General features: G+C 61.5%; 10 protein-coding genes. 2 read left to right on the top strand and 8 right to left on the bottom strand.

What is annotated here, in order from left to right; translation table 11 throughout:
• Positions 1–55: 55 nt before the first annotated feature.
• Positions 56–1,303 (bottom strand): acyl-CoA dehydrogenase family protein, encoded by a 1,248-nt coding sequence (locus R3C98_RS14350; RefSeq protein WP_371314750.1) that lies wholly within the window; start codon positions 1,301–1,303, stop codon positions 56–58.
• Positions 1,304–1,628: 325 nt separating this feature from the next.
• Here R3C98_RS14350 and R3C98_RS14345 point away from each other — a divergent pair, with 325 nt between their 5' ends.
• Complete coding sequence (locus R3C98_RS14345) at positions 1,629–2,306, top strand: hypothetical protein (protein ID WP_371314749.1); 678 nt, start codon at positions 1,629–1,631, stop codon at positions 2,304–2,306.
• Here R3C98_RS14345 and R3C98_RS14340 read toward each other — a convergent pair.
• The 5 genes from R3C98_RS14340 to R3C98_RS14320 all read right to left on the bottom strand — a co-directional run bounded on the left by R3C98_RS14340 (position 2,282) and on the right by R3C98_RS14320 (position 8,536).
• Positions 2,282–3,420, bottom strand: a protein-coding gene (locus tag R3C98_RS14340) for an IS3 family transposase (protein ID WP_371312552.1) whose coding sequence is annotated in 2 segments (ribosomal slippage) — positions 2,282–3,162 and positions 3,162–3,420 — 1,140 coding nt in all. Because the reading frame shifts where the segments join, the coding sequence is not laid out codon by codon here. The genes R3C98_RS14345 and R3C98_RS14340 overlap by 25 nt on opposite strands.
• Positions 3,421–3,616: 196 nt before the next feature.
• On the bottom strand, positions 3,617–4,651 hold the full coding sequence (locus R3C98_RS14335; RefSeq protein ID WP_371314748.1) for a glycosyltransferase family 4 protein: 1,035 nt from the start codon (positions 4,649–4,651) through the stop codon (positions 3,617–3,619).
• Positions 4,648–5,541 carry a 4-(cytidine 5'-diphospho)-2-C-methyl-D-erythritol kinase gene (locus R3C98_RS14330; RefSeq protein WP_371314747.1) on the bottom strand — a complete coding sequence of 298 codons (894 nt, stop codon included), beginning with the start codon at positions 5,539–5,541 and terminating at the stop codon, positions 4,648–4,650. Before R3C98_RS14330 ends, R3C98_RS14335 begins: the two co-directional genes overlap by 4 nt.
• A gap of 5 nt (positions 5,542–5,546) precedes the next feature.
• Complete coding sequence (locus R3C98_RS14325; protein WP_371314746.1) at positions 5,547–7,301, bottom strand: tetratricopeptide repeat protein; 1,755 nt, start codon at positions 7,299–7,301, stop codon at positions 5,547–5,549.
• A 50-nt stretch (positions 7,302–7,351) separates the two neighbouring features.
• Positions 7,352–8,536, bottom strand: a complete 1,185-nt coding sequence (locus R3C98_RS14320) for an N-acetylmuramoyl-L-alanine amidase (protein WP_371314745.1) — start codon at positions 8,534–8,536, stop codon at positions 7,352–7,354.
• A 431-nt stretch (positions 8,537–8,967) separates the two neighbouring features.
• On the opposite strand from R3C98_RS14320, the gene R3C98_RS14315 reads away from it, so the two are divergent.
• Entirely contained in the window at positions 8,968–11,727 is a 2,760-nt protein-coding gene (locus R3C98_RS14315) for a ribonuclease E/G (protein ID WP_371314744.1), read from the top strand.
• A gap of 78 nt (positions 11,728–11,805) precedes the next feature.
• On the opposite strand, the gene R3C98_RS14310 is transcribed toward R3C98_RS14315, so the two are convergent.
• Together R3C98_RS14310 and R3C98_RS14305 are read right to left on the bottom strand one after the other, a co-directional pair.
• Positions 11,806–14,037 (bottom strand): 3-hydroxyacyl-CoA dehydrogenase NAD-binding domain-containing protein, encoded by a 2,232-nt coding sequence (locus R3C98_RS14310; RefSeq protein ID WP_371314743.1) that lies wholly within the window; start codon positions 14,035–14,037, stop codon positions 11,806–11,808.
• A gap of 31 nt (positions 14,038–14,068) precedes the next feature.
• The gene (locus tag R3C98_RS14305) at positions 14,069–15,274 is read right to left on the bottom strand and encodes an acetyl-CoA C-acetyltransferase (RefSeq protein ID WP_371314742.1); all 1,206 of its coding nucleotides are present in this window, start codon (positions 15,272–15,274) and stop codon (positions 14,069–14,071) included.
• Between the last annotated feature and the right edge of the window lie 5 nt (positions 15,275–15,279).

The following is a 15,279-nucleotide window of genomic DNA, read 5'->3' as shown; positions in this document are numbered from 1 at the left end:
TCGAAGGCACTTCCGGCATTGGGACACCACGCCCCGATGCCGGAAATTGTTCCGCTTACCAGAGGCCGTGCTTCTGCACTTCGGCGCGGCCGACCACCATGTGGTGCACTTCGTCCGGGCCATCGGCATAACGCAGGTGGCGCATGTCGGCATACATACCGGCCAGCGGGAACCATTGCGACATGCCGGCTGCGCCGTGCATCTGCATGGCCTGGTCGATGATCACACAGACTTTCTCCGGTACCATCGCTTTCACCGCGCTGACATAGACGCGGGCTTCCTTGTTGCCGAGCACGTCCATGGCCTTGGCCGCCTGCAGCACGGCAAGTCGCATGGCATTGATCTCGATGCGGGCGCGCGAGATCACTTCGAGGTTCTTGCCCAGCTTGGCGATCGGCTTGCCGAAGGCCGTACGGGTGGCGGCCCGCTTGATCATCAGCTCCAGCGCGATCTCTGCCTTGCCGATGGAACGCATGCAGTGGTGGATCCGGCCGGGTCCGAGGCGGACCTGCGAAATCTCGAAGCCGCGCCCGACGCCGAGCAAGACGTTTTCTTTCGGTACACGAACATTGTTGAAGCGCATATGCATGTGGCCGCGCGGGGCGTGGTCTTCACCCATCACTTCCATCCCGCCCAGGATTTCCACGCCGGGCGTGTCCATCGGCACGAGGATCTGGGATTGCTGTTTGGAGGCTTCGGCGTTCGGGTCGGTCTTGACCATCACGATCATGATCTTGCACCGCGGGTCCCCGGCGCCGGAGATGTAGAATTTCTCGCCATTGATGACCCACTCATCGCCATCCAGAACGGCGGTGGTGGAAATGTTCTTGGCGTCCGACGAGGCCACATTCGGTTCGGTCATCACATAGGCCGAACGGATTTCGCCATTCAGGAGCGGCTTCAGCCATTTCTCCTTCTGTGCCGGCGTGCCGACCCGTTCCAGCACTTCCATATTGCCGGTGTCCGGTGCCGAGCAGTTCAGCGTTTCCGAGCCTTGCGGATACTTGCCCAGCTCCGCCGCGATATAGGCATAGTCGAGATTGCTGAGGCCCTCGCCTGTTTCGGCATCCGGCAGGAAGAAGTTCCACAGGCCCGCCTCGCGCGCTTTCGCCTTGGCTGCATCCAGCAGCTCCAGCTGGCGCGGGTGCCAGGTCCAGCGGTCTTCCTTTTCCTTGTTCAGCGCTTCGAATTCCTCCTGCCAAGGGGCGACATTTTCTTCGAGGTGCTTTTTCACCCGCTCGAAAAGCGGCTTCGCCTTCTCCGACATGGTCAGGTTGAAAAGCTCGGTATTCAGCTCGGTCATGGTCCGTTTCCTCTGTTGCCTTTGATCTCTGGAAGTACTCTGCGCGGCTTCCGGACCGCACGCAACGGAGCGCGAAGTCTCACCTCGCGGCATCCGGTCACATCAGTGCCAGGAAAGCGACCGCACCAACCGGCTGATGGCGCTACGCGGCGCAAATCGGACATATTCTCTTGGCTGTAAACAAGTCGCCCGGGTCACTCGTCAATCAGAGAACCGATGCTGACCTTTCAACCTTGACGAGTTTTCCCCGTAAAGGAACGAATGCGTTCCTACCATTGGATGAGGAGGAAGCGGGCCTGTCGCGCCCGCCAAAACAGGATTATCTATGTTCAAAGCATTCCAGGCACTTGTCGTTCTTGCGCTGTCATCCGCTGGTATCGCCAGCGCAGCACCCGACATCGTTCTCAATTACGGAACAATCGAGGACACATGGGCGGCGGAAATTTCACCTGACGGGTCCAGGCTCGCTTTGGGATGCAGCCCGACCGGTGTGAAGGCAATCTGTATCCACGATCTCTCATCGCCCGGCGATCCACAGATTATTCTGCCAACTGAGGGAACCAGGATCACCGATCTGTTCTGGGCGAGCGACAAGTACCTCATCTACAGGATCAATCTCTTCCCCCTTGTCAAACGCGGCCGGAACGCGAGTCAGGAGCGCGTCGACCGGCTCGTCTCCTACCGGGTCGAGGACGGCAATTTTGCGTTTCTCCTCAGCGACGTTCGGGGCTTGCTCGATGCCACAAGAATCGCCTCCCTCCTGCAGGACGATCCTGATCACATCCTCATGTCCCTCGTGTATTACGATAATGATGGACGAACGACCGGGTCTCATATCAACACCGCCGGTCAGCTGACCTACGCGCCCTATCGTGTGGATCTGAGCACAGGCAAGTCCAAAGAACTCTCGAACACTGCTCTGCCCCACAGGGGTGGTCCACCGGTTTTGTTAGTCCGGCGGTTTTCACGTAGCGGCGTTCATGCCGCTACCTCCTCACAGTAAGGCGGTATGAACGCCGCGGGCAAGATGGTTTGTGGAGCGGGTGGCCGGTAGCCCAGAGAAGAGTGCGGGCGCGCGGTGTTGTAGTGCCGCCGCCAGGTTTCGATCAGGATCTGGGCCTCCCTGAGATCGAAGAAGATTTCCCTCGCCAGCAACTCGTCCCGGAGCTTGGAGTTGAAACTTTCGCAGTATCCGTTTTCCCATGGGCTTCCCGGTTCGATATAGAGCGTCTTCACGCCGATACGTGCCAGCCAGTCACGGAGGGCTGTTGCAATGAACTCAGGGCCATTGTCAGAGCGTATGTGTTCCGGCGGCCCATGCCGAACGAACAGCTCACCCAGCGTGTCGAGGACATCCCGTGAGTTCAGCTTTCGCTCGACTCGGATGGCGAGGCACTCCCGTGTAAACTCGTCGACCACACACAGCATGCGGAACACACGTCCATCATGGGTGCGGTCCTGCACGAAGTCATAGGACCAGACATGGCCTTTGTGCGCCGGCCTCAGCCGCACACACGAGCCATCATTCAGCCAGAGACGACCGCGTTTTGGTTGTTTCATCGGCACTTTCAGCCCCTCCCGTCGCCAGATGCGGTAAACCCGCTTCTCGTTCACATGCCAGCCATCATTTCTGAGGAGCGCCGTGATCCGGCGATAGCCATACCGGCCGAACCGTTCGGCCAGGCGGATAATCGCCGATGTCAGGGCGTCCTCATCATCTCGCCGTATGGGCTGCTTGCGCTGGGTCGAACGGTGCTGGCCGATCACACGGCAAGCCCGGCGTTCGGAGACGCCAAGCTCTTCCACCACGTGATCGACTGCAGCACGACGACGCGAAGGGCTTAGAACTTTCCCCGCACGACTTCCTGAAGGATCTGGTTGTCCAGCGTGAGATCAGAGACTGCGCGCCGAAGCCGGGCGTTTTCCTTCTCCATATCTTTCATGCGCTTGGCTTGGTCGACCTGCAGGCCGCCATACTCTTTGCGCCAGCGGTAGTAGGTCTGTTCGGTCACACCGACGGCGCGCGCCGCCGAAGCTGCAGTTTCACCGCGAGCGAGGCGAACCTCCACCTCCCGCAGTTTCGCAATAATCTCTTCAGGCTTGGCTCTCTTGCCCATGTCTCAGCTCCATATCTGAAGCCGGAACTAACTCAAATAACGGACCACTTTTCGGGAGGCAGACCAACGCGCAACGAACATACTCGCGTCTGGATCGATGAGTATGGCCTGATCGTCCCGGTCATCGTCACGCTCATGGCCATCTACTACTGGCGCCGCGCGAAGGCGGAGGGGATGTAGCCCACCGGAACCGCGCCTACAGCCCCTCCGCCGCGAGCCGCCGGCCCATGGTCAGGCGCTGGAGGAACCAGAGGCCGCTCCCCACAATCGTCAGCCCGAAGAAGGCAAACATCGCGAGGCTGTCCGGCACGTTCATGGCGGCCAGCGCACAGGCCCAGCTGAAGACCCACCAGAGGACGGCGACGGGGATGTGTTTCCAGCCGCTGCGCAGGAAGAGCTGGTAGGCATGGTCGCGGTGGGCGGTCATGACCGACTGGCCGTTCCGGGCGCGCCAGACGACGGTCAGCACCACGTCGACGAGGAAAGGCAGGAACAGGATCGCGGCGGTCCAGATGGTCGAAACGACGCCAACAATGATGCCGACGCCACCAAAGAAAGCGCCGATGCCGAAGGCGCCGGAATCCCCGGCATAAAGCCGCCCCGGCAGGTTCCACGCAAGGAAGCCCAGAATGGCGAGCGCGGCTGTCACGCACAGAAAGGCAAGGTCCGGCGCCGGGCCCGGAAAGGCCTGGGCCGGGTCGACCCGCCACAGCACACCCGCCGCGCCGAGCAGCATGATGGCAGACGAGCCCATGGCGAGGCCGTTGGACCCGTCCATGAAGTTCACGCCGTTCATGGTGACCATCAGCCAGAAGGCGACGCCCGCCATGACCAGCGGCAATGGCAGGCTGGCGAGGCGCAGCCCCGGGTCCAGCACCGCGAAAGAGATCGCGAGCGTCGCCGTCAGCACCAGTTTCAGCCAGGCGTTCATGCCCCATTTGTCGTCGACGAACCCGATCATGCCGGCCGCCATGGTCATGGCCAGAATTGTCTGCGTGCCATTGCGCGTCCAGTCAGGCGAAAGCAAACCGGCTTCGCCCGCAAGCCAGACGGAGACAGCGAGCGTGAGGAGGATCGCCACACCGCCGGAACTTGGCACCGGTGCAGCCTGGACCTTGCGCCCCCCATCCGGCGCGTCATTGATCCGCACCAGGAATATCATCCCGCAAAACGCCGCCGACAGCAACACCGGCCCCATCAGGCGGAGGAAGGTGATCGCTTCCCAGCTCAAATCGCGTCTCCCAGCGAAGTTGCCCTGATCCACCAGTCCGGCCGGTCGGCGCTGAGTTGCGCTTCGGCCCGGCGGGCGGTCTCTTCGGTTTCGAACAGGGCAAAACAGGTCGCCCCCGATCCGCTCATGCGGGTGAGCAGGACATCTGGCAAGGCGTTCAGCGTCTCCAGCACGCCAGCGATCTGTGGCACGGCGGTGATGGCCGGGGCCTGAAGGTCGTTGCGCTGCTCGCCCAGCCAGCCGGCGAGATCCCGGATACGCTCGAAGGGGGGCACGGCGCCGAACTCGCGGAAGCCTGCGCCGCCGCCTGCCTCGTCATAGGCACGGAAGATGGGCCCCGTCGGGCAAGCCAGTTTCGGATTGACCAGCAGGGCCGGGACGCGCGGAAGGCCTGCGGCGCGGCGCACCCGTTCGCCCTCGCCCTGCATCAGGGCGGCGTGGCCCTCGAGCGCGACCGGGACATCGCCGCCAAGGCTCGGGGCGATCTTGCGGGCGGCGGCGGGGTCAGTGCTCCAGAGCCGGGTCAGCAGGCGCAGCGCGGCGGCGGCGTCGGCAGAGCCGCCCCCGATGCCGGCGGCGATGGGCAGGTGCTTTTCGAGTGTGAACGCGGCGCCTTGGCTGGTGCCCGTCTCGGCCTGCAGCGCCCTCGCCGCGCGAAGCACGAGATTGTCATCCACTGGTCCGATATGATCCGGATTGGTCATGCCTGGTCCGGTTATAGTCATGGACAAGTCATCGTTGATCATGACCGAGAGGCGGTCTGCCGCCTCCTCGCCCGCGAACATGACGAGCGAGTCGAGCGGGTGGCGGCCGTTCGGCTGGACCGGCCCGACATGCAGGAACAGGTTCACCTTGGCCGGGGCCAGCGCGCTATAATCGCCTGTTTTCATTGGTCTTAAGGCCGGTGCGGCAGGGGCTGTTCGGATTCGGCCCGCACCACGGCAGGCTCGTCCGGTCCCCTCAGCAGCTTCACTTCAATCCGCGCCCGCTCCTGCTCCGCCGGCTCCAGCTTCAGCGACCGCTCCCACTGGTATTTCGCCTCCAGCGTCCGCCCGCTGCGCCAGTATGCGTCACCCAGATGGTCATTCAGGGTTGGATCTCCAGGCTCCAATTCCACTGCCTTTTCAAGGAAGTAAGTTGCCAGTTCGTACCGGCCGAGACGGTAGTACGCCCAGCCGAGACTGTCCGTGATGAAGCCGGAATCCGGATCATAGGTCAGCGCCGTCCGGATCAGATTCAGCCCCTCCTCCAGATGGATTCCCTGATCCACATAGGCATAGCCCAGATAGTTCAGGACCAGCGGGCTGTGCGGCTCAATCTGCAGCGCCTGCTTCAGGTCCGCCTCAGCGCCAGCCCAATCGTCGAGCGCATGTCGAGCGGCGCCGCGCGAGAAGAGAAGCCGCCAGTCCTCCCGCCCCTTCAGGTCGTCGTCCCTGATAATCTCGGTCAGCAGGCGATCTGCCTCCCGGTACCGCGATTCCGCTCTGTAGATCTCGGCCAGCTGGACCCGAAGGCCCCGGTCCGGCGATGTCTCCAGCGCCTGCCGCGCAACCTGTACAGCCTCATCCTCCCGGCCGAGCCGGAGCAGCGCCCAGGCGATCTGCCCGCGCGCCGCGGAGTAGTAGGGTGAGGTTTCCGGAACGTCTGCCAGAACGCTGATCGCCTCGATTTCCCGTCCGGCTTTCTCCAGAGATTGCGCCCAGAGGGTCCGCGCTTCATGGAGGTCAGGATCGAGTGCCAAAGCGAGCACGAAATAGACTGAAGCCACGTCGTCATCGGTGCGCGTTATCAGTGCGGCTGCCGGAATATACACCGCCAGCGCCGCCCCCTGACGGGGTGTCAGACGCGTCACCTGAATGTCCCGTCCTGACTGAATATCCTTGCGCAGGTTTTCGAGGGCGGAGTTTTCGCCAATCTCCTCCTGAAAGGTTTTCAGCAAACTCAACGCCCTGGCCCGATCGCCGTTCGCAGCGAGCAAACGGGCGTGCGCATCCAGGCCGATCGACAGTCTCGCACCGGAATCCCAGAGCGTTTCGAAGGTTGCCAGCGCATCCTCATCGCTGTGCGCCGACAACTGGATCAGTCCCATCATGTAGAGCGTCGCGCTGTCGAGGCGCGGGTCTCCCGTCAACGTATCCTGCAGATAGGTCTCGGCAGCGGCGGGCCCGACTGATCCTAGAATCCGCCAGGCCGATATGCCTCGCGCGACGGTCCGGTTGAACGGCCCGAAGCCATCCTCCGTCAGATAGGCAGCAGAGACAGAGTCCTTGCCCTCGGAAAACGCCTCGATGCCGAGTGTCAGCCGCACCAGCGTGCCGAAATTTCCTGCGCTGTGGGCCTTGTTCGCCAGGCGCACAGCCTGCGGGTAATTCCCTGTCAGAAGAGCCGAGAATACGGCGCGTTGTGCAATACCGGCGGACTCCGGCGCAGTCTCAATTGATGCCGCATACCGGTTGGCCGCTTCTCTTGGATCATCAGTCATCGCGGCATATCGGGCGACAAGAAAGTCTCCGAACGCCGCTGCATCCGCGGGCGGTGCGTAACGAGAGTCCTGGGAAAACCCATGCGAGCCGAACCCCGGATACGCCGCGCAAGCTGCGCAGCTCAGCGACAGCAGGAATGCGGAAACGGCCCCGGTTCGTCTCATCATGAAAGTGTCTCAGTTCGTTTCCGGCCCGGCAAGCGAATTTCCCCGTTGTATCAGCCGGAACGGTCCGCCAGCAGCTTTTCCTGCTGAATGAAGAAGCGGTCGATACCGCGCTTCACCGCATTCATCGATTTCTGGCGGCCGGACCGCGACTGCAGCCGGTTGGCGTCATCGCGGTTGGTCAAGAAGCCGAGCTCCAGCAGGACCGCGGGCACATCCGGCGCCAGCAGCACGTAAAAACCGGCGTTCTTGTGGGTATCCCGCAGCACGGGCCCTGCCTGCTGCAGTTCCGGCAGCAGCAATTCGGCAAATTCGGCGGAGTGGGTCTTCGTTTCCCGTTTCACCAAATCCTTGAGGATGCCGGTGATGGACTGCGCCGTGCCGTCTTCGAGCGGGATTTCCCAGTCATTCTTGCTGGCTTCCTTGTCGATCCGGGATTCGCCGCGTGCCGAAATTGTGTAGACAGACGCCCCGGACACAGAGTCCCTGCCTGCAGCATCCGCATGCAGCGAAATAAAGAGGTTCGCCCCCCAGTTCCGGGCCAGCGTCACCCGGTCTTCCAACTCTATGAAGGTGTCGGTTTCGCGTGTCAGGCGGACTTCGTATCGCGCATCTGCCTCCAGCAGCTCCTTAAGCTGCAGCGCGGCGGCGAGTGTAATATCTTTTTCCTTCTTGCCAGTAACGGCCAGCGCACCTGGGTCTTTCCCGCCATGACCCGCATCCACCACAATGACATATTTCTTCTGGCCCATTCCGGGCCGCAGCGCAGCCACTTCGCGACGCTGTCCGGCCTCGTTCCGGGCGGTCAGGGCCTTCGCCAACTGGCGCATGTCGCGCCGGGCCACGCTGGCAAAGCGGGCTTCGGAAACGGTGTCGAGGTCGATGATCACGCGGTGCTGGGTCGCCGTACCGGTCGGCGGAAGGGTCAGGACCCGCGTCACCATCAAAGGCCGGTCGAGGCTGAAACGCAGTTCCGCCCCCGAAATTTTCCAGTTCGGCACTCCGCCCATGCCGGTTCCCGATTGATCAGACGCCCCGCCCAGCAAGGGTAGGACAACTGCCCGACCGGTGGCACCTTCGACCATGTAGGCTCTCGGATCCTGTGCCGTATCTGTCCAGATCGTGATTCGGGTTGGCGCGCCGTTGCCTACGACGCGCACATCGCGCACCTCAGCCCGGGCCTGAACAGCTCCGAGGCAGATGGCTATCGCCAGGAAAATCACCCGAAAATTCAACATTCAGTTGATATTTTTACCACCAGAAGACAACGAAAACATGGATCGAACTGCCTCCTTAGCAAACCGAACATTAACCCACGATTGACCGAAGCTAATCAGGAACAGCAGCCAATTCACGATTTGACTCTTTTCTTGGGCGAGAAAACCGGGCACTATCCGGGCCGTAGCCGGATTGCCGCGCTACAACGCAAGTTTCCTTATGACGCGCCAGCGATCCCGGCTCACCCTACACAGGTCAGCGGGCGCCGCGCTCCGGAAAGCAGAGCAAATGTACACGGGTGCCGCCCTTAATTACGCTTTTCCAATGCCGCCGAGCCGGCATGAAGGCGGTCGTGCCTGCACCCATTCCCTCAATATTCAGACCGGCCAGCTAGACTGCCTGAGGCGAAAACCGCCCGTTACAGCAGCGCCGGATCAAAAGGTTCCTCTACATGAGCAAACTCATGCTGATCGACGCCGCCCACCCGGAAGAGACCCGTGTGGCGATCGTCAACAATGGGCAGGTCGACGACTTCGACTTCGAAACAACCGGTAACGAACAACTCCGCGGCAATATCTACCTGGCAAAGGTAACGCGGGTTGAGCCGTCGCTGCAGGCGGCCTTTGTGGAGTATGGCGGCAATCGCCATGGCTTCCTCGCCTTCAGCGAGATCCACCCGGATTATTACCAGCTTCCGGCCGAAGACCGGGAAGCCCTTCTGCGCGAAGCCGCAGAAGAAGCCGCCGCCGCCATCGAAGAGGATGACGAGGACGACGAGGCCTCTGCAGACGCCGAAAACGGCGACGATTCCGACGACTCCAACGGTGACGACGAAGAAGCCAGCGCATCCGACGACTCCGATGCAGACGATGAAGCCGACGAGGCCTCCGCTGACAGCGAAGACGATGAAAACGGCGACAATGGTGAAGATGGCGGCAAGAAAGCCAAATCGGCGAAAGCATCGGGCCGCCGCCCGGCCCGAAAGTCCAGCCGCACTTCGATCTCCAAGCGCTACAAGATCCAGGAAGTCATCCGCCGCCGTCAGGTGATGCTGGTCCAGGTGGTCAAGGAAGAGCGTGGCTCCAAAGGCGCAGCCCTGACAACCTACCTCTCACTTGCCGGCCGCTACTCGGTCCTCATGCCGAACACGCCCCGTGGCGGCGGCATCTCCCGGAAGATCGTCAACAGTTCCGACCGCAAGCGCCTGAAGTCCATCGTGTCCGAACTGGACGTGCCGGAGGGCATGGGCCTGATCGTGCGGACTGCCGGTGCCAAGCGCACGAAGGCCGAGATCAAGCGCGATTACGAATACCTTTCAAAGCTTTGGGAGACGATCGTCGAAAAGACGCTGAGTTCCGAAGCACCGATGTTGATCAATGCCGAAGGCGGGCTGGTTCACCGCGCCATGCGGGACATGTTCGACAAGGAGATCGAAGAAGTCCTTGTTCAGGGCGAGGACGCCTATCGCGAGGCGAAGGATCTCGCCAAGCTGATCATGCCGAGCCAGTCCAAGAAGGTTCAGCATTGGAAGGAAGAGGATCCACTCTTCGTTTCCGAAGCGGTCGAGGAGCAGCTCGATTCGATCTATTCCCCGGTCGTTCAGCTGAAATCCGGCGGCTATCTCGTCATCAACCAGACCGAAGCGCTGGTCGCGATCGACGTGAACTCCGGCAAAGCGACGCGCGAACGAAACATCGAACAGACCGCCACCCGCACCAATCTTGAAGCCGCCGAAGAAGCCTGCCGCCAGATGCGGCTGCGCGACCTCGCCGGTCTCATCGTGATCGACTTCATCGACATGGATGAGAACAAGAACAACCGCGCGGTCGAAAAGAAGCTGAAAGAATGCCTCAAGGTCGACCGGGCCCGGGTCCAGCACGGCCGGATCTCGCAGTTCGGCCTGATGGAGATCTCCCGCCAGCGTCGCCGTCAGGGTGTGCTGCAGGCGACCTCCGATCCCTGCCCGTCCTGTAACGGCACCGGGCGCCGCCGCTCTATTCCGTCGGCTGCATTGCAGCTGATCCGGGCAATCGAGGCCCGCGCGGCGACTGGCGGCCTGAAATCGATTTCGGTGAAAGCGCCGACCGATGTGGCGCTCTACATCCTGAACAACAAGCGCGAAGCTCTCATCGAGATCGAGCGGATGGCCGGATTTGCGGTCTCCATCCACTCCTCCGAAGAGATGCTGCCAGGCGACTTCACGATCGATGCCGAGCGTGACCAGAACGCCAAACCGAAGAAACGCAAACAGCCTCGCTCATTGCAGAAGCCTTCCAAGCCAGCCCCGTCTGACGAGGATGATGAAAGCCTCGAGGACGAAGATTCCGCCGATGCCGATGCCGGCGACGAATCCGAAGCCGATGGCGATGAAGACGGCGACGAGAAGAAATCCTCCCGCCGCAAGCGCCGCCGCCGTGGTGGACGCCGCCGCAACAAGGGCGATCGCGAAACCGGCATGGAAGTCGTCGATGGCGAAGCCCCGATCGTCGCCCTGGAGGATAATGCCACTGACGGCACCGATGACGATTCCGACGAAGACGACGACGAAGGCACAGAAGCCTCCGGTGACGAAGGTGAAGGTGACGACGCCCCACGCAAACGCCGCCGCCGCGGACGCCGGGGTGGCCGCCGTCGCCGCCGGAACAATTCCGACCGCGCCGAAGGCGAAAGCGAGAATGCCCCAGCCGATGGCGGTGCCTATCTCGACGGCCTGGCCGCAAGCGCGCCGGACATGCTGGATGAAGAGCCGCCAGCACAGCCAGAAGCATCAGAACCTGAAAGCGCTCCGGAACCGATCACGGAAAACGTGAAGGCGGAAGCCGAGGCTGAGGCTGACGCTGAAACCGAAGAAAAGCCGAAGCCGAAGCGCGCCCGCCGCTCCCGCGCCCGCAAGACTGAACCAAAGGAAGAAGCACCGGCGGAAGAAACGGTCGCCGAAGCAGCGCCAGCTGAAACGGCAAGCGAACCGGCCGTTGAGACTCAAGAATCCAAACCGGCTGAACAGCCCGCATCGGACGTCATGCCGACTGAGGCCGACGCCGTGGAAGCCATCGAAGCGCAAGTCGAAGCTGAAGCTGTTGTCGCTCACATGGAAGAAAGCGCTGCGGGACTGGAAGCTGAAGCTGAGATCAAGCAAGCGTCCGAACCGGCCGAAGCCGAAAAGTCGGCCGCACCCCGCCGCACCGGCTGGTGGTCCCGCGCCCGCAAGTAACGCCTCAGATCATATTACTGACAGACAAAAAAAGGCCGGAGCATTGCTCCGGCCTTTTCTTTTTGGTTCAGGCGGCTGTTAAGCAGCGGCCTTTGCCTTGGTTCCGGCAGGCGGGAAACGGTCGTAGAAACCTTCACCTTTCGCGGCCATGTCGCGCAAGACGGCCGGCGGTTCGAACCGTTCGCCATACTTGGCGGCCAGACGGTCAGCCTCGGCGACGAACTCCTTGATACCCCAGATCAGGTCGACATAGGAGCAGCAACCACCCGTAAACGGCGCAAAGCCCCAAGCGAGGATAGAGCCGATGTCAGCATCGCGTGCATCGGTGATGACGCCTTCGTCGAAGCAGCGAGCCACTTCGATCGCCTGACGGACGAGGAAGCGGTTCGTCAGTTCCTTCTTCATGTCGGGCGGGCACTCATCCACCTTCACTTCGATCATCTTGTTGATGTCTGGCCACAGGCGTTCCGGCTTACCCTTCTCGTTGTAGTCGTAGAAGCCCTTGCCAGCCTTGCGGCCGACGCGGCCCTGGTCTTCGACCAGCCAGGCGAGGAACTGAGTGCGCTCGTCGCCCTGAATATCCACACCCGCGGCTTCCGCCGTGGCGCGTGTCACTTTCAGAGCCGTGTCGAGACCAACAGAGTCGGACACTTCCAGCGCGCCCATCGGCATGCCGCACTGGCGGCCGACATTCTCGATGATCGCCGGCTTGATACCTTCGGCGAGCATTTCCATGCCTTCGCGCGTGTAGGTGCCGAAGCAGCGCGAGGTGTAGAAGCCGCGGCTGTCGTTGACCGCGATCGGCGTTTTGCGGATGGCCAGCACATAGTCGACTGCCTTGGCAAGCGTGGCTTCGCTGGTTTCCTTGCCGGAGATGATCTCAACGAGGCCCATGCGTTCCACCGGCGAGAAGAAGTGAATGCCGATGAAGTTCTCCGGACGCTTCGACGCCTTGGCGAGGCCCGTGATCGGCAGCGTCGAGGTGTTGGAGCCGAAGACTGCGTCATCATCCAGAACAGCTTCAGCCATCTCGGTGATCTTCGCTTTCAGCTCGACGTTTTCAAACACGGCTTCGATGACCAGATCCGCCCCTTTGACATCATCATAGGAGTCCGTCGTGGTGATCAGATCGAGCAGGGCATCGCCCTTCTCTTTCGTGGACTTGCCGCGGGAAACATCCTTGTCGACGAGACGGCGGGAGTAGTCCTTGCCCTTCTCGGCGTTCTCTTTCGAGACATCGACCAGCACAGTCGGGATGCCGGCTTTTGCCTGGACGTAGGCAATGCCTGCGCCCATCAGGCCGGCGCCGATCACGGCAATCTTCTTGAACTCCGTCTTCGGATGACCAGCCGGACGGTTTGCACCTTTCGACAGTTCCTGCATCGACAGGAACAGCGACCGGATCATGGCCTTCGCTTCCGGGCGCTGCTGCGTGTTGATGAAGTAGCGCGTTTCGATACGCAGACCTGCATCGATCGGCACCTGAATGCCTTCATAGATGCAGGACAGGATGTTTTTCTGAGCCGGATAGTTACCGTAGGTTTTCGATGACAACATCATGTTCGACATCGTGGCAACCTGGCCAGCGCCCGGGGATTTGTGCGGCACGCCGCCCGGAACCTTGTAGCCTTTTTCGTCCCAAGGCGCTTTGGCCGTCGGGTTGGCTTTCACCCATGCCTTGGCTTTGTCGACCGTTTCGGAAGACGAAGCGAGCTCCTGGACAACGCCCATCGCAAGGGCTTTTTCGGCATTGAAGCTTTGCCCCTGCAGGATCAGCGGTAGCGCCGCCTGAACGCCGACGAGGCGTGGCAGACGCTGCGTGCCGCCGGCACCCGGCAGAAGACCGATCTTGGCTTCCGGCAGACCGAACTGGAGTTTCGGATTGTCGTTTGCGGCAACGCGGTAATGGCAAGCGAGCGCCACTTCGAGGCCGCCGCCGAGGGCGAGGCCGTTGAGCGCTACAGCCACCGGCTTGCCGCAGGTTTCCAGCTTGCGCAGGGTACCGTTGAGGGCAAAACCTTGGTCGAACTGCTGTTTCTTCAGTTCGGCTTCGGAGAGGTCTTTCTTCTCACCGCCGCCAGCGCGGTCGCCCATTTCGCCAAGGTCCGCCCCGGCGCAGAAGCCGCTTGGCTTGCCGGAGGAGATGACCAGGCCCTTGATGGCGTCGTTGGAAGCAACTTCGTTTGCAATGGCGATGATGTCGGCGACTGCCTTGCCCGTCAGCGTGTTCATGCTGCGGCCCGGCACATCGAACACGGCGTGTGCGATGCCGTCCGCGTCGATATCCCAACCAAATGTTTCGAGTTTCATGATACTAAATTCCGATTATTCTGTGTAAGGATTAGACGCGTTCGATGATCGTGGCCGTGCCCATACCGGCACCGACGCAGAGCGTAATCAGGGCGGTCTCCTTGTCGGCCCGCTCCAGCTCGTCCACCATCGTACCGAGGATCATGCCGCCGGTGGCACCCAGCGGGTGGCCCATGGCGATGGCACCGCCGTTCACGTTCATCTTGTCGTGTGGAATGTTGAGATTCTGCATCATCAACAGGACAACCGACGCGAAGGCTTCGTTCAACTCGTACAAGTCGATGTCCTCCGGATTCATGCCGGCTTTCTTCAGAACCTTCTCCGACACGTAGGTCGGGCCTGTCAGCATGATGCCGGGTTCGGAACCGATTGACGCCATCGCCTTCACGCGGGCACGCGGCTTGAGACCCAGGGCTTCGCCCATTTCCTTCGATCCGAACAGAACGGCCGAAGCACCATCCACGATGCCCGACGAGTTGCCGGCGTGATGTACGTGGTTGATGCTTTCCAGTTCTGGATAACGCTGCTTGATGACCTCATCAAAGCCCATCGCACCCATGCCGGCGAAGGACGGGTTCAGCCCAGCGAGCGACTGCATGTCAGCATCCGGACGCATGTGCTCGTCATGGTCGAGGCGGATGCCGCCCATCTGGTCTTTCACCGGGACGATGGATTTGGCAAAGCGGCCTTCAGCCCAGGCGCGTGCTGCGCGCTTCTGGCTTTCGATGGCGAAAGCGTCGACGTCATCGCGAGAGAAGCCGTACTTTGTGGCGATCGTGTCGGCACCGATACCCTGCGGGGTGAAATAAGTTTTGAGGGCAACCTGCGGGTCCGTAGACCAGGCACCGCCGGACGCGCCCATCGGCACGCGGCTCATGGATTCAACGCCGCCACCGATGGCCATGTCGGCCTCGCCAGTCATGACTTTCGAAGCGGCCATGTTGCAGGCTTCCAGGCCTGATGCGCAGAAGCGATCAACCTGAACCCCAGCAGTCGTTTCAGCATAATCTGCGTTCAGCACGGCAACGCGGGCGATATCAGCGCCCTGTTCACCCACCGGCGACACACAGCCGAGCACGACATCATCGACCTTGGACGTATCCAGCTCATTCCGCTCACGGATGGCCTGCAACACTTGCGTGGCGAGGCTAAGCGACGTGATTTCGTGCAACGAACCACTTTTCTTGCCTTTGCCACGCGGCGTACGGACCGCGTCGTAAATATAGGCTTCAGTCATTTGAA

Origin of the sequence: Hyphomonas sp., from assembly GCF_041398465.1 — a bacterium.
GTDB lineage: Bacteria > Pseudomonadota > Alphaproteobacteria > Caulobacterales > Hyphomonadaceae > Hyphomonas.
Note: the sequence above shows the minus strand (reverse complement) of the source record. Positions and strands in the feature narration are given on the sequence as shown.

What these genes read in the sequence shown, in the direction of transcription:
- R3C98_RS14350 (WP_371314750.1), bottom strand. Translation starts at nt 1,303, where the DNA reads ATGACCGAGCTGAATACCGAGCTTTTCAACCTGACCATGTCGGAGAAG.
- R3C98_RS14345 (WP_371314749.1), top strand. Translation starts at nt 1,629, where the DNA reads ATGTTCAAAGCATTCCAGGCACTTGTCGTTCTTGCGCTGTCATCCGCT.
- R3C98_RS14330 (WP_371314747.1), bottom strand. Translation starts at nt 5,541, where the DNA reads ATGAAAACAGGCGATTATAGCGCGCTGGCCCCGGCCAAGGTGAACCTG.
- R3C98_RS14325 (WP_371314746.1), bottom strand. Translation starts at nt 7,301, where the DNA reads ATGATGAGACGAACCGGGGCCGTTTCCGCATTCCTGCTGTCGCTGAGC.
- R3C98_RS14320 (WP_371314745.1), bottom strand. Translation starts at nt 8,536, where the DNA reads ATGTTGAATTTTCGGGTGATTTTCCTGGCGATAGCCATCTGCCTCGGA.
- R3C98_RS14315 (WP_371314744.1), top strand. Translation starts at nt 8,968, where the DNA reads ATGAGCAAACTCATGCTGATCGACGCCGCCCACCCGGAAGAGACCCGT.
- R3C98_RS14310 (WP_371314743.1), bottom strand. Translation starts at nt 14,037, where the DNA reads ATGAAACTCGAAACATTTGGTTGGGATATCGACGCGGACGGCATCGCA.
- R3C98_RS14305 (WP_371314742.1), bottom strand. Translation starts at nt 15,274, where the DNA reads ATGACTGAAGCCTATATTTACGACGCGGTCCGTACGCCGCGTGGCAAA.